The organism is Serratia sp. 2C06 (assembly GCF_050037615.1).
GTDB lineage: Bacteria > Pseudomonadota > Gammaproteobacteria > Enterobacterales > Enterobacteriaceae > Serratia > Serratia ureilytica.
This window is the reverse complement of record NZ_CP188299.1, coordinates 475,266-488,082: the sequence shown is the minus strand read 5'-3', so window position 1 is coordinate 488,082 and position 12,817 is coordinate 475,266. Positions and strand designations below refer to the sequence as shown.

The window sequence follows — 12,817 nt, the reverse complement described above, 5'->3', positions numbered from 1 at the left end:
CTTTGTCGGGTATTATCCCGGTTCGTTGGTTAAAGCCGTCAATGCGGCGGTATTGCTTGCCCTCCGGTGCGTGCGCTTGAGCGCAGCAACGGTTTTTCCCGGCTAATTGTTGAACACTTTCGTTTTTTTTCGTTATGGCGCCAATTTTGACCGGGTGGCGCGGAAAAGTAAAACCAATGGCATCATTGGTTGCGAAATGGCAGTAAGTTTTTGTAAAGATGAGACGGATTGCGCCCATTGCTTTAACATCACGGGTAGATTCTGCAAAAGATGAGTCGTAAAGGGTCCATTAACATGCTCCAAAAGGCAGATAATTTGGTCGAAGTGCGCGACATGAGCTTCTCGCGCGGCGACCGGCGGATATTTGAAGACATCAACCTGACGGTGCCGCGCGGTAAGATCACGGCGATCATGGGGCCGTCGGGCATCGGCAAAACCACGCTGCTGCGTCTGATCGGCGGTCAGCTGACGCCGGACCGCGGGGAGATTTGGTTTGACGGCGACAACATTCCCGCATTGTCCCGCCGTCAGTTGTACGACGCGCGCAAAAAGATGAGCATGCTGTTCCAGTCGGGCGCGCTGTTCACCGATTTGACCGTATTCGAAAACGTGGCCTACCCGTTGCGTGAGCACAGCAACCTGCCTGAGCCCCTGCTGTGCAGCACGGTGCTGATGAAGCTGGAAGCGGTCGGGCTGCGCGGTGCGGCGCAGCTGATGCCCAATGAACTCTCCGGCGGCATGGCGCGCCGGGCGGCGTTGGCACGCGCGATCGCGCTGGACCCGGAGATGATCATGTTCGACGAACCTTTCGTCGGCCAGGATCCGATCACCATGGGGGTGCTGGTCAAGCTGATCGACGAGTTGAACCATGCGCTGGGCATTACCTGCATCGTGGTGTCGCACGACGTGCCGGAGGTGCTGAGCATCGCCGACTACGCCTATATCGTGGCCGATCACCGGGTGATTGCCGAAGGCACCACGCAGCAATTGCAGAACAATCCTGATGCGCGCGTGCGTCAGTTCCTGGATGGTATAGCGGATGGACCGGTGCCGTTCCGCTATCCGGCCGGGGATTATCAGACTGAACTGCTAGGCTTAGGGAGTAAATAAGCTCATGTTATTAAGAGCGTTAGCGTCTCTGGGGCGCAGTGGCATCAACACCAGCGCCAGCTTCGGCCGCGCCGGGTTGATGCTGTTCAACGCATTGATTGGCCGGCCGGAACCCGGCAAGCAGTGGCCGCTGTTGTTGAAACAGCTTTACAGCGTCGGCGTGCAGTCGCTGCTGATCATCATGGTTTCCGGGCTGTTTATCGGCATGGTGCTGGGCCTGCAGGGGTATATCGTGCTTACCACCTACAGCGCTGAAGCCAGCCTCGGCATGATGGTGGCGCTGTCGCTGCTGCGCGAGCTGGGGCCGGTGGTGACGGCGCTGCTGTTCGCCGGCCGCGCCGGTTCCGCGCTCACGGCGGAAATCGGCCTGATGAAGGCGACGGAACAGATCTCCAGCCTGGAAATGATGGCGGTCGATCCGCTGCGGCGCATCGTGGCGCCGCGTTTCTGGGCGGGGATGATCAGCATGCCGCTGCTGACCATCATCTTCGTGGCGATCGGCATTTGGGGCGGCTCGGTGGTCGGCGTGGATTGGAAAGGCATCGACAGCGGCTTCTTCTGGTCGGCGATGCAAGGCGCCGTAGAGTGGAAAAAAGATCTGCTCAACTGCCTGATCAAGAGCGTGGTGTTCGCCATTACCGTAACCTGGATTGCCATTTTCAACGGGTATGACGCCGTGCCTACCTCTGAAGGGATTAGCCGGGCGACGACGCGTACCGTGGTGCATTCGTCACTGGCGGTGTTGGGATTGGATTTCGTGCTGACCGCACTGATGTTTGGGAATTGATTCGATGCAAACGAAGAAGAGTGAAATCTGGGTTGGGGCATTCATGCTGATCGCGCTGTGCGCCATCGTGTTTATCTGCCTGCAGGTGGCGAACCTTAAATCGATCGGCAGCGAGCCGACCTACCGCGTTTACGCGACGTTCGACAATATCGGCGGCCTGAAACCGCGTTCGCCGGTGAAGATCGGCGGCGTGGTGATCGGCCGCGTGGCGGACATCGAACTCGATCCGAAAACCTACACGCCGCGCGTGGCGCTCGATATCCAGAAAAAGTACGACGAAATCCCGGATACCAGCTCGCTGGCGATCCGCACCTCCGGCCTGCTGGGCGAGCAATATCTGGCGCTTAACGTGGGCTTCGAAGATCCTGATATGGGCACCACCATTCTGAAAGACGGCGGCACCATCCAGGACACTAAATCAGCCATGGTTCTGGAAGATCTGATCGGCCAGTTCCTGTATAAAAGCGGCGGTCAGGACAGCGCCAAACCGGGAGACGCGGCCGCTGAGCCGGCTGCCGGCGCTGCACCGCAACCCGCTGTTCCAAATCATTAAGAGAGGATACCTGCATGTTTAAACGTTTACTGATGGTGGCTCTGCTGGTGGTTGCGCCGCTGGCGAGCGCAGCCGACCAAACCAATCCTTACAGCATGATGCAAGACGCGGCGCAGAAGACCTTCAGCCGTTTGAAGAACGAACAGCCGAAGATCAAGCAGGACCCGAACTACCTGCGCTCCATCGTGCATCAGGAACTGATGCCGTTCGTGCAGGTGAAATACGCCGGCGCGCTGGTGCTGGGCCGTTACTACAAAGATGCGACGCCTGCGCAGCGCGAAGCTTACTTCACCGCTTTCCAGGCTTACCTGGAGCAGGCTTACGGCCAGGCGCTGGCGATGTACCACGGCCAGACTTACCAGATCGCGCCTGAACAGCCGCTGGGCAACGCCGACATCGTGGCCATTCGCGTCACCATCATCGACAACGGCGGCCGCCCGCCGGTGCGTCTGGATTTCCAATGGCGCAAGAACAGCAAAACCGGCTACTGGCAGGCGTATGACATGATCGCCGAAGGCGTCAGCATGATCACCACCAAGCAAAACGAGTGGGCGTCTACGCTGCGTACTCAGGGCATCGACGGCCTGACCAAACAGCTGCAGGCCGCTGCCGCGCAGCCCATCTCGCTGGACAAGAAAAACTGATGTCGGCAGCGCTCAGCTTCGAATCAGAGCAGCAGACGCTGATCCTGCGCGGTGAACTGGACCGTGAAACGCTGCTGCCGTTGTGGCGGCAGCGCGACGCGCTGATGGCGGATAAAACCGCGATCGACGTGGCGCAACTGCAGCGCGTGGACTCCTCCGGGCTGGCGCTGTTGCTGCATCTGCAGGAAGAGCAGCGCCAACGTGGCGTCGCGCTAAAAATTTTCGGCGTCACCGAGCGTCTGAAAACGCTGATCGCGCTCTACAACCTGCAGGCGATAATGCCTGTCGATACCGCCGGTTAGCGGCGTTTTACACCGCCTTTGCGTGGTTAAACGATACAAAGCCCCTGTTATGCAGGGGCTTTTTCTTTAGTTTAAGAAAACATCGTATTCCACTAAGATACTAGGCTGTTTATGATCCTTTAGCGGCAGAACTGGATACTATGGAAACCAACGAGATTAAAGACGTGCTGATGCAGGCATTGGCACTGGATGAAGCGCACGTGACGGGCGACGGCAGCCATTTTCAAGCGATCGTGGTCGGCGAACTGTTCGCCGGCATGAGCCGCGTCAAAAAACAGCAGACGGTTTACGCACCGCTGATGGAATACATTGCGGACAACCGCATTCATGCCTTGTCTATCAAGGCGTACACCCCTGAAGAGTGGCAGCGAGACCGCAAACTCAACGGATTTTAAGGCTGTTTGCCCTGCCGGGCGGGCAGCTTCAGATTAGATAACAGAGAGTAGTCAGATGGATAAATTTCGTGTGCAGGGTCGGACCCGCCTGAGCGGTGAAGTGTCTATTTCCGGGGCCAAAAACGCCGCCCTGCCGATCCTGTTCGCCGCCCTGTTGGCGGAAGAGCCGGTCGAGCTGCAGAATGTCCCCAAGCTGAAGGACATCGACACCACCATTAAACTGCTCAGCCAGTTGGGCACCAAGATTGAGCGCAACGGTTCGGTCTTCGTGGACGCCAGCGGCGTGAACGAGTTTTGCGCGCCTTACGATCTGGTGAAAACCATGCGCGCTTCCATCTGGGCGCTGGGGCCGCTGGTGGCACGTTTCGGCCGCGGCCAGGTTTCCCTGCCGGGCGGCTGCGCGATCGGCGCGCGTCCGGTCGATCTGCACATCACCGGCCTGGAGCAGTTGGGGGCCGAGATCAAGCTGGAAGAAGGTTACGTCAAGGCGTCCGTCGATGGCCGTCTGAAAGGCGCGCACATCGTGATGGACAAGGTGAGCGTGGGCGCGACCGTGACCATCATGAGCGCCGCGACCCTGGCGACCGGCACGACCGTTATCGAGAACGCCGCGCGTGAGCCGGAAATTGTCGATACCGCCAACTTCCTCAATACGCTGGGCGCGAAGATCAGCGGCGCAGGCAGCGACAAGATCACCATCGAGGGCGTCGAGCGTCTGGGCGGCGGCGTGTATCGCGTGCTGCCTGACCGTATCGAGACCGGTACCTTCCTGATCGCCGCCGCGGTTTCCGGCGGCAAAGTGATGTGCCGCAACACCCGTCCGGATACGCTGGATGCGGTGCTGGCCAAACTGCGTGAAGCCGGTGCCGATATCGAAGTGGGCGAAGACTGGATCAGCCTGGACATGCACGGCAAGCGCCCGAAAGCGGTCACCGTGCGCACCGCGCCGCACCCGGGCTTCCCGACCGACATGCAGGCCCAGTTCAGCCTGTTGAACCTGGTGGCGGAAGGCACCGGCGTTATCACCGAGACCATCTTCGAAAACCGCTTCATGCACGTGCCGGAATTGATCCGCATGGGGGCGCACGCGGAAATCGAGAGCAACACCGTGATCTGCCATGGCGTTGAACAGCTGTCCGGCGCTCAGGTGATGGCGACCGATCTGCGCGCTTCCGCCAGCCTGGTGATCGCCGGCTGCATCGCCGACGGCGTGACCGTCGTCGATCGCATCTACCATATTGATCGCGGCTATGAGCGTATTGAAGACAAGCTGCGCGCGCTGGGTGCGAACATCGAGCGTGTGAAAGGCGAGTAAGGCATTAGCGCCGGCGCGGCTGCGTCGGCAGGATGAAAATCAAAGGGCCGGCTATCAATGCCGGCCCTTTTTTAATTGCTGTCTTCCGGGAATTCACCCACCGTCATTTTCAACGTAATGCGTTTGCCGTCGCGCAACACGATAACCGGTATCTCGGTGCCCGGCCTGATCTCCGCTACCTGGTCCATGGTTTCCAGCACGGATACCGCCGGTTTGTTATCCACGTTGATGATGATGTCGTTGATCTGGAAGCCGGCGTTGCTCGCCGGGCCGTTTGGCGTAATCTCGGTCACGATGATGCCTTGAAGGCGATCGATGCCGGAATTGGACGAGCGCAGCGGAATGATCTCTTTGCCCTGAATGCCGAAATAGCCGCGGATGACGCGGCCGTCGCGGATCAGCTTGTCCATGATTTTGGTGGCCAGTTCGATCGGAATGGCGAAGCCGAGGCCCTCCGGCGTTTCGCCGTCGGTAATTTTGTCATAGGTCAGGGTGTTGATGCCGATCAGCTCGCCCAGCGAGTTGACCAGCGCGCCGCCGGAGTTGCCGCGGTTGATGGAGGCGTCGGTCTGCAGGAACGTCTGTCGGCCGGTGGTGCTCATACTGATGCGGCCGGTGGCGCTGAGGATGCCCTGTGTGACGGTCTGCCCCAGGTTATAGGGGTTGCCGATCGCCAGCACCACGTCGCCGACGTGGGCAACGCGATTTTTATTGGTCGGGATCACCGGCAAATTGCCGGGATCGATCTTCAGCACCGCCAAATCGGTCAGGCCGTCCGAGCCGACCAACAGCGCTTCGTAGCGGCGGCCATCCTGCAACACCACGGTGATCTGCTGAGCGTCTTTGATCACGTGGCGGTTGGTGATGATATAGCCGCGTTCATTCATGATCACGCCGGAACCGAGCGACAGCACGTTGGCGGCGCCGTTCAGGTTGCGGTTGTAAATGTTCACCACGGCGGGCGCGGCGCGGCGCACCGCTTTGTTGTAGCTCACTGGCGTTTCGTCGCTGGTATTCTCGGTTTTCTCTGCAAACAGGCCGTTGGAAGAGCGCAGCATGGGCAGGGCGGCCAACAGCAGGCCGGCAACGATGAGACCGATAACGACAGAACGCAAGAGCTTAGCAAACATGGAGTTTTCGTGGTGTGGTGAACGATGTTCGGAGGATAGCATGAGTTAACCGGGCGCAGTATGTCACCGAGCCCGGTTTTTGCACAAATTAACGCAGCAGCAGATAAATGGTTTCGTTGCCGCGTACGATATTGAGCGCCATCACCGGTGGCTTGGCCTCCAGCACTTTGCGCAGCGTAGTGATGTTGTCCACGCGCTGACGGTTGACGCCGATGATCACGTCGCCTTTCTGCAGGCCGATCTGCGCCGCCGTCGAGCCTTTATCCACGTTCTCCACCTTCACGCCCTTGTCGCCGCTCGGCAGCGCGCCGTTGCTGAGGGAAACACCCTGCAGCGCCGGCGACAGCGTTTCGGCATTGGTCGAGGCGCTCTCGCTATTGTCCAGCGTGACCGAGACTTCCTGCGGTTTGCCGTCGCGCAGCAGGCCCACTTTGAGGGTTTTGCCCGGCGCGGTGGTGCCCACCTTGGCGCGTAGCTCGGCGAAGCTGCTTACCGGTTTACCGTCGACGGAAACCAGAATGTCCCCGGCCTTGATGCCGGCCTTGGCGGCGGCGGATTTCGGCAACACTTCGCTGACGAAGGCGCCGCGCTGCGCGTCGGTGTTGAAGGCTTTGGCCATATCCGGGGTCATTTCGCTGCCCTTGATGCCCAGCAGGCCGCGTTTCACTTCGCCGAATTCAATCAGCTGTTGGCTCAGGTTCTGCGCCATATTGCTCGGAATGGCGAAGCCGATGCCGACGTTGCCGCCGCTCGGCGCCAAAATGGCGGTATTGATGCCGATCAGCTCGCCGTTCAGGTTAACCAGCGCGCCGCCGGAGTTGCCGCGGTTGATGGAGGCGTCGGTCTGAATGAAGTTTTCCAGCCCTTCCAGATTCAGGCCGGAGCGGCCCAGCGCCGAGATAATGCCGGAAGTGGCGGTTTGGCCCAGGCCAAACGGGTTGCCGACGGCGACGGCAAAGTCGCCGACGCGCAGCTGATCGGAGTCGGCCATCTTGATGGCGGTCAGGTTTTTGGTGTCGCTGAGCTGCAGCAGGGCGATGTCGGATTGCTCATCGCGGCCGACCAGCTTGGCGTCCAGCTCGCGACCGTCGTTCAACTGCACGCGGATTTTATCGGCGTTGTTGATGACGTGGTTGTTGGTCAGCACATAGCCTTTGGCGGCGTCGATGATAACGCCGGAACCCAGCCCTTCAAACGGACGGGAGCTTTGCTGCTGGCCGGGGAAGTTAGGGCCGAAGAAGCGCCTGAACTCTTCCGGCAGTTGTTGACGCTGCACCTGAGTGCCGGCGACATGCACGCTCACTACGGCGGGCAAGACTTTTTCCAGCATCGGCGCCAGGCTCGGCAGCGGCTGCCCCTGAACGGCGACGGGCAGGGCCGCGTTGGCCACCGGTACGGAGCTGAGCGTCAGGCCGAGGCTCATTGCCAATGCACTAAGAATTAACGACTTTTTCTTCATTGATGATAACTCTCTCAATACCTGCCGATGAAAATTTGATGATAAGGCAATCACCTTGTCATAGTGAAGGGTAAGACCGTGAATTTGCGTGCAAAGTTCAGTAAAGGTAATGCGAGGGAAGGTCAAGACGGTAAACGGAGGAAGCCCGCGGGTGGCCCCGCGGGCGAAGGGGGTCAGTCGCGGCGCGCGCTTTGCCCGCGCAGCAGGCCGGAGGCGCCTTCCGAATAGTCGCGCGGCATTTCCACCGGCGCTTGATCGTTGTCTGCTTCCGCTTCGGTCAGGCGATAGCGGAACGGATTTTCCTGCATCGGCAGATCCGGCAGCAGGTTGTTCGAGCTTTTCGCCATGTGCTGATACAGCTGACGATAATCGCGCGCCATGTTGTCCAGCAGCTCGGCGCTGCGGGCAAAGTGGCCGACCAGCTCCTGACGGTACTCTTCCAGCTCGGTTTTGCTCTTGTCCAGCTCGTTCTGCAGGACTTGTTGTTGACGTAATTTACGGTTGCCAAAACGCATCGCCACCGCACCAATCACGATACCGACGACCAAACCAATCAGCGCATACTCCCAGGTCATGATGACTCCTATTTTGACTTCGTTGTTCCGCAGGGATTTTTCACTTAATAATATCCACTATAACCGTTAACCTTGTCCGAGTGGAATCCTGATGCGCTTCCACCTAATTTTTACAGGGTTTTCAGCGGCGCCCGCAGCGGGCATTTGTGGCGATAACGGTGCGAATCGGCATCAACTTGCCGCCAACGTTGGCTAAATAATTTCTAAGCGTTCTTAGGGAACATCGAACAGATGCAGGCACTATCACCGTTATCTCGCTACCAGCAGGCGCTGGATGCGGGGGAATATCAGGCCGATGAGGTTCAACGCCGGGCCGTCACTCAACTGGATCGCATTTATCAGGCTCTGTTGCAAAAGCCGGCGGCGAGCGCGCCTGCCGGCGGGCTGCGCGGTAAGCTCAGCCGCTTGCTGGGCAAGGGCGGCGACACGGCGCCGCAGCGCCCGGTGCAGGGGCTGTATATGTGGGGCGGCGTCGGGCGCGGCAAAACCTGGTTGATGGATATGTTCTTCCACAGTTTGCCGGGCGATCGCAAAATGCGTCTGCACTTTCACCGCTTCATGCTGCGGGTGCATGAAGAACTGACCGAGCTGCAGGGGCGGGAAAACCCGCTGGAAATCGTCGCCGACGGCTTTAAGGCCGAGACCGACGTGCTGTGTTTCGACGAATTCTTCGTGTCCGACATCACCGACGCCATGCTGCTGGCCACGCTGCTGCAGGCGCTGTTCGCGCGCGGCATTACGCTGGTGGCCACGTCGAACATCCCGCCGGACGATCTGTACCGCAACGGTCTGCAGCGGGCGCGTTTCCTGCCGGCCATCGATCTGATCAACGAGTACTGCGACGTGATGAACGTCGACGCCGGCATCGACTATCGTCTGCGTACCCTGACCCAGGCGCACCTCTACCTGACGCCGCTGAGCGACCAGACGCGCGAGACGCTGGATCGGATGTTCGTCAAGCTGGCGGGCAAGGCGGGGGAGGACGCGCCGGTGCTGCAGATCAACCATCGGCCGCTGCAGGCTATCCGTTCGGTGGACGGCGTGCTGGCGGTGGATTTCCACACGCTGTGCGAAGAGGCGCGCAGCCAACTGGACTACATCGCACTGTCGCGGCTGTATCACAGCGTGATCCTGTATAATGTGCGGGTGATGGGGCCGCTGAAAGAGAATACCGCGCGCCGTTTCCTGGCGTTGGTGGACGAATTCTACGAGCGGCACATCAAGCTGGTGATCGGCGCCGAAGCGTCGATGTTCGAGATCTATCAGGGGGTGCAGCTGAAATTTGAATTCCAGCGCTGCCTGTCGCGCCTGCAGGAAATGCAGAGCGAAGAGTACCTCAAGCTGCCGCATTTGCCCTGAGTCTGCCGGGCTTGCCGCCGCCGTATCGCCGGTTGTCCGCCGCCGGCGATAAATTTATTTTCCATTCAAAAACCGTTCGATCTTTGTGAGCGACTTCTCTATAATCTTGCGACCCCACGTTACAACAAAGTTTTTTTTCCCAAAAACTTTATAGTGCCGGCAATGGCTATTCGAAGGGGTAGGTTTGCTGGACTTGTATGGTCGTGTGAGCCTCAACTGTTTTCGAGCGTTTGGGTGTTCACCAACGTGTAACTAATTATTGGGTAAGCTTTCTAATGAAAACTTTTACAGCTAAACCAGAAACCGTAAAACGCGACTGGTACGTTGTTGATGCAGATGGTAAAACTTTAGGCCGTCTCGCTACTGAACTGGCTCGTCGCCTGCGCGGCAAGCATAAAGCGGAATACACCCCGCACGTGGATACCGGTGATTACATCATCGTTCTGAACGCTGACAAAGTTGCTGTAACCGGCAACAAGCGTACAGACAAAGTGTACTACCACCACACCGGCCACATCGGTGGTATCAAGCAAGCGACCTTTGAAGAGATGATTGCCCGCCGTCCTGAGCGCGTGATTGAAATCGCGGTTAAAGGCATGCTGCCAAAGGGCCCGCTGGGTCGTGCTATGTTCCGTAAACTGAAAGTTTACGCGGGCACCGAGCACAATCACGCGGCACAGCAACCGCAAGTTCTGGACATTTAATCGGGATTAATGGCAATGGCTGAAAATCAATACTACGGCACTGGTCGCCGCAAAAGCTCCGCCGCTCGCGTCTTCATCAAGCCGGGCAACGGTAACATCGTTATCAACCAGCGCAGCCTGGAACAGTACTTCGGTCGCGAAACTGCCCGCATGGTAGTTCGTCAGCCGCTGGAACTGGTCGACATGGTTGGCAAACTGGATCTGTACATCACCGTTAAAGGTGGTGGTATCTCCGGTCAAGCTGGCGCCATCCGTCACGGTATCACCCGTGCACTGATGGAGTACGATGAGACTCTGCGTTCTGAACTGCGTAAAGCTGGCTTCGTCACCCGTGACGCTCGTCAGGTTGAACGTAAGAAAGTCGGTCTGCGTAAAGCACGTCGTCGTCCGCAGTTCTCCAAGCGTTAATTTCCGCTGCTTCGGCAGTGCGATTTACGCAAAAAACCCGGTGCTTCACCGGGTTTTTTTATGCCTGAAATCCGCCGTCCCCGACTAAAATCTGTGGTATATCAGACAATTCAACATGAATTCGCCGCAGCGCCCCCACAAAACAAGCAAAATCTGGTAAACTATCACCCACTTTTGCGCCTGTTCGCCGTGCAGTTGACCTCCTGGGCCGGTTTTTTATGGGTTCGGGTCGCGCTGCGTGCTGCCGGCCTGCGGCAAGATTATTCAGGATAGCAGCCTGTCAGTTGGCTATTCGCAGTATTTTCTAGATAACTTGGAGGTTTTCATGGCTGTCGCTGCCAACAAACGTTCGGTAATGACGCTGTTCTCTGGCCCGACCGACATTTTTAGCCATCAAGTACGCATCGTACTGGCGGAGAAAGGTGTCAGCGTCGAGATCGAGCAGGTCGAAATGGATAACCTGCCGCAAGATCTGATTGACCTCAACCCTTACCAGACGGTGCCTACGCTGGTCGATCGCGAACTGACCCTGTATGAATCCCGCATCATCATGGAATACCTGGATGAGCGCTTCCCGCACCCGCCGTTGATGCCGGTTTACCCGGTTGCCCGTGGTGAGAGCCGTCTGATGATGCTGCGCATCGAGAAGAACTGGTACTCGCTGATGGACAAGATCGAGAAGAGCAGCGGTCAGGAAGCAGAATCCGCCCGCCGCCAACTGCGTGAAGAGCTGCTGGCGATCGCGCCTATTTTCGGCCAGGCGCCGTATTTCATGAGCGAAGAGTTCAGCCTGGTGGATTGCTACCTGGCACCGCTGTTGTGGCGTCTGCCGCAGCTGGGCATCGAGTTGAGCGGCGCCGGCTCCAAAGAGCTGAAAGGCTACATGACCCGCGTCTTCGAACGCGACGCTTTCCTGGCTTCCCTGACCGAAGCCGAGCGTGAAATGCGCCTGCAAACCCGGGGCTAAGCGCGATGGACATGTCTCAGATGACGCCGCGTCGCCCGTATCTGCTGCGGGCGTTCTATGACTGGCTGCTGGATAACCAGCTGACGCCGCACCTGGTGGTCGACGTGACTCGCCCTGATGTTCAGGTGCCGATGGAGTTCGCGCGCGATGGCCAGATCGTGTTGAATATCGCGCCGCGCGCGGTAGGCAACCTGGCGTTGGGCAACGAAGACGTGCAGTTCAACGCGCGCTTCGGCGGCGTGCCGCGCCAGGTTTCGGTGCCGATGGCCGCCGTGCTGGCGATTTATGCGCGTGAGAACGGCGCCGGCACGATGTTTGAACCGGAAGCCGCCTACGACGAAAGCGAAGGCGTGTTCGAAGGTTTGGACAATGAGACGATCCCTTCGGAAACGTTGATGTCGGTGATCGACGGCGATCGCCCGGATACCGCGGAAGATGACGGCTCGGACGACGAACCGCCGCAGCCGCCGCGCGGTGGCCGCCCGGCGCTGCGCGTGGTAAAATAAGCCCGCGTGAACAAACGAAAAAGCACCCCATCGGGTGCTTTTTTTTGCCCGGGCGAAGCGATCAGCCTTTCAAGGCGGCAATGCAGGCATCGCGCGGCGTGCTGAGATCGCCTACGCGCACGGTGGACAGCGCGCGGGCCGCGCGCTCACGGAAGCTGGTGATGGCGGTGTCGCCTTGCACTTCCGGCGGCGCGGTGCAGATGTCATTGAGCGGCAGATCGTTGCCTTTGTTGAGTGCCTGCAATACCGCCGCCGGGTTGTAGATCAGGGCGGCGGAGAGGGCAGATTTAATGCCGGCGGTAAATCCGGCATTGCCGCCGCCGGCCAGCTTGGGCGCCAGGGCAATCCAGTTGTCGTCCCCCAACCGGATACTGTTTTCCACGGCGCTGAACTGCCCGGCCTTGCCCAACTGCGCCACGACCGGCCGCGCGCCGCGCGCTTCGATATTGTAACCGACCTCCTGCGAATCCAGCGCCAGGGCTGAGGCGCTGAAACTGACGGCCAGCAGTGCGCCGGCCAACAGGGAAATGGAGCATTTCATGTTCGCTATCCTTATCTCGGTGTCAGGCGCAGCCGCGCCCTGCAATGGTGCTAACTCAATAC

At 59.0% G+C, this 12,817-nt stretch carries 16 protein-coding genes; 12 read left to right on the top strand and 4 right to left on the bottom strand.

Annotation, left to right across the window (positions count from 1 at the left end):
* Positions 1 to 294: 294 nt before the first annotated feature.
* The 7 genes from mlaF to murA all read left to right on the top strand — a co-directional run bounded on the left by mlaF (position 295) and on the right by murA (position 5,106).
* A complete protein-coding gene (gene mlaF / locus ACP3TA_RS02700) occupies positions 295 to 1,110 on the top strand; it encodes a phospholipid ABC transporter ATP-binding protein MlaF (protein ID WP_206196077.1) in 816 nt (271 codons plus the stop codon).
* Positions 1,111 to 1,114: 4 nt separating this feature from the next.
* Entirely contained in the window at positions 1,115 to 1,897 is a 783-nt protein-coding gene (mlaE, locus tag ACP3TA_RS02695; RefSeq protein ID WP_033644495.1) for a lipid asymmetry maintenance ABC transporter permease subunit MlaE, read from the top strand.
* Between the two features lie 4 nt (positions 1,898 to 1,901).
* Positions 1,902 to 2,450, top strand: coding sequence for an outer membrane lipid asymmetry maintenance protein MlaD (gene mlaD / locus ACP3TA_RS02690; protein WP_033644497.1), 549 nt, complete (start codon positions 1,902 to 1,904; stop codon positions 2,448 to 2,450).
* A gap of 14 nt (positions 2,451 to 2,464) precedes the next feature.
* A complete protein-coding gene (gene mlaC, locus ACP3TA_RS02685; RefSeq protein WP_033644498.1) occupies positions 2,465 to 3,094 on the top strand; it encodes a phospholipid-binding protein MlaC in 630 nt (209 codons plus the stop codon).
* Positions 3,094 to 3,396: a lipid asymmetry maintenance protein MlaB gene (mlaB, locus tag ACP3TA_RS02680; protein WP_033644499.1), complete on the top strand. Its 303-nt coding sequence runs from the start codon at positions 3,094 to 3,096 to the stop codon at positions 3,394 to 3,396. The genes mlaC and mlaB overlap by 1 nt, the downstream gene beginning before the upstream one ends.
* Before the next feature lie 140 nt (positions 3,397 to 3,536).
* Positions 3,537 to 3,791: a BolA family iron metabolism protein IbaG gene (ibaG, locus tag ACP3TA_RS02675; RefSeq protein ID WP_025304370.1), complete on the top strand. Its 255-nt coding sequence runs from the start codon at positions 3,537 to 3,539 to the stop codon at positions 3,789 to 3,791.
* 55 nt (positions 3,792 to 3,846) lie between these two features.
* Positions 3,847 to 5,106, top strand: a complete 1,260-nt coding sequence (gene murA / locus ACP3TA_RS02670; RefSeq protein ID WP_019453131.1) for a UDP-N-acetylglucosamine 1-carboxyvinyltransferase — start codon at positions 3,847 to 3,849, stop codon at positions 5,104 to 5,106.
* 71 nt (positions 5,107 to 5,177) lie between these two features.
* Here the strand turns inward: murA and degS are convergent, their stop codons facing one another.
* From degS to zapG, 3 genes are all read right to left on the bottom strand, one after another.
* Complete coding sequence (degS, locus tag ACP3TA_RS02665; protein ID WP_016930201.1) at positions 5,178 to 6,236, bottom strand: outer membrane-stress sensor serine endopeptidase DegS; 1,059 nt, start codon at positions 6,234 to 6,236, stop codon at positions 5,178 to 5,180.
* 88 nt (positions 6,237 to 6,324) lie between these two features.
* Positions 6,325 to 7,695, bottom strand: a complete 1,371-nt coding sequence (gene degQ, locus ACP3TA_RS02660) for a serine endoprotease DegQ (RefSeq protein ID WP_025304368.1) — start codon at positions 7,693 to 7,695, stop codon at positions 6,325 to 6,327.
* A gap of 173 nt (positions 7,696 to 7,868) precedes the next feature.
* Positions 7,869 to 8,270, bottom strand: a complete 402-nt coding sequence (zapG, locus tag ACP3TA_RS02655) for a Z-ring associated protein ZapG (RefSeq protein WP_004937074.1) — start codon at positions 8,268 to 8,270, stop codon at positions 7,869 to 7,871.
* A 231-nt stretch (positions 8,271 to 8,501) separates the two neighbouring features.
* Between zapG and zapE the strand changes: the two genes are divergently transcribed.
* The 5 genes from zapE to sspB all read left to right on the top strand — a co-directional run bounded on the left by zapE (position 8,502) and on the right by sspB (position 12,214).
* Positions 8,502 to 9,629 (top strand): cell division protein ZapE, encoded by a 1,128-nt coding sequence (gene zapE, locus ACP3TA_RS02650; RefSeq protein ID WP_033644501.1) that lies wholly within the window; start codon positions 8,502 to 8,504, stop codon positions 9,627 to 9,629.
* A gap of 275 nt (positions 9,630 to 9,904) precedes the next feature.
* The gene (gene rplM, locus ACP3TA_RS02645) at positions 9,905 to 10,333 is read left to right on the top strand and encodes a 50S ribosomal protein L13 (RefSeq protein WP_004937079.1); all 429 of its coding nucleotides are present in this window, start codon (positions 9,905 to 9,907) and stop codon (positions 10,331 to 10,333) included.
* A gap of 15 nt (positions 10,334 to 10,348) precedes the next feature.
* Positions 10,349 to 10,741 (top strand): 30S ribosomal protein S9, encoded by a 393-nt coding sequence (gene rpsI / locus ACP3TA_RS02640; protein ID WP_004937080.1) that lies wholly within the window; start codon positions 10,349 to 10,351, stop codon positions 10,739 to 10,741.
* Between the two features lie 325 nt (positions 10,742 to 11,066).
* A complete protein-coding gene (sspA, locus tag ACP3TA_RS02635; RefSeq protein WP_004937082.1) occupies positions 11,067 to 11,708 on the top strand; it encodes a stringent starvation protein SspA in 642 nt (213 codons plus the stop codon).
* 5 nt (positions 11,709 to 11,713) lie between these two features.
* Positions 11,714 to 12,214, top strand: coding sequence for a ClpXP protease specificity-enhancing factor (gene sspB, locus ACP3TA_RS02630; protein WP_033644502.1), 501 nt, complete (start codon positions 11,714 to 11,716; stop codon positions 12,212 to 12,214).
* A 61-nt stretch (positions 12,215 to 12,275) separates the two neighbouring features.
* On the opposite strand, the gene ACP3TA_RS02625 is transcribed toward sspB, so the two are convergent.
* Positions 12,276 to 12,755 carry a hypothetical protein gene (locus tag ACP3TA_RS02625; RefSeq protein WP_206196078.1) on the bottom strand — a complete coding sequence of 160 codons (480 nt, stop codon included), beginning with the start codon at positions 12,753 to 12,755 and terminating at the stop codon, positions 12,276 to 12,278.
* Positions 12,756 to 12,817: the final 62 nt, after the last annotated feature.

Coding starts and splice junctions, on each gene's coding strand:
- mlaF (WP_206196077.1), top strand. CDS start 295: ATGCTCCAAAAGGCAGATAATTTGGTCGAAGTGCGCGACATGAGCTTC.
- mlaE (WP_033644495.1), top strand. CDS start 1,115: ATGTTATTAAGAGCGTTAGCGTCTCTGGGGCGCAGTGGCATCAACACC.
- mlaD (WP_033644497.1), top strand. CDS start 1,902: ATGCAAACGAAGAAGAGTGAAATCTGGGTTGGGGCATTCATGCTGATC.
- mlaC (WP_033644498.1), top strand. CDS start 2,465: ATGTTTAAACGTTTACTGATGGTGGCTCTGCTGGTGGTTGCGCCGCTG.
- mlaB (WP_033644499.1), top strand. CDS start 3,094: ATGTCGGCAGCGCTCAGCTTCGAATCAGAGCAGCAGACGCTGATCCTG.
- ibaG (WP_025304370.1), top strand. CDS start 3,537: ATGGAAACCAACGAGATTAAAGACGTGCTGATGCAGGCATTGGCACTG.
- murA (WP_019453131.1), top strand. CDS start 3,847: ATGGATAAATTTCGTGTGCAGGGTCGGACCCGCCTGAGCGGTGAAGTG.
- degS (WP_016930201.1), bottom strand. CDS start 6,236: ATGTTTGCTAAGCTCTTGCGTTCTGTCGTTATCGGTCTCATCGTTGCC.
- degQ (WP_025304368.1), bottom strand. CDS start 7,695: ATGAAGAAAAAGTCGTTAATTCTTAGTGCATTGGCAATGAGCCTCGGC.
- zapG (WP_004937074.1), bottom strand. CDS start 8,270: ATGACCTGGGAGTATGCGCTGATTGGTTTGGTCGTCGGTATCGTGATT.
- zapE (WP_033644501.1), top strand. CDS start 8,502: ATGCAGGCACTATCACCGTTATCTCGCTACCAGCAGGCGCTGGATGCG.
- rplM (WP_004937079.1), top strand. CDS start 9,905: ATGAAAACTTTTACAGCTAAACCAGAAACCGTAAAACGCGACTGGTAC.
- rpsI (WP_004937080.1), top strand. CDS start 10,349: ATGGCTGAAAATCAATACTACGGCACTGGTCGCCGCAAAAGCTCCGCC.
- sspA (WP_004937082.1), top strand. CDS start 11,067: ATGGCTGTCGCTGCCAACAAACGTTCGGTAATGACGCTGTTCTCTGGC.
- sspB (WP_033644502.1), top strand. CDS start 11,714: ATGGACATGTCTCAGATGACGCCGCGTCGCCCGTATCTGCTGCGGGCG.
- ACP3TA_RS02625 (WP_206196078.1), bottom strand. CDS start 12,755: ATGAAATGCTCCATTTCCCTGTTGGCCGGCGCACTGCTGGCCGTCAGT.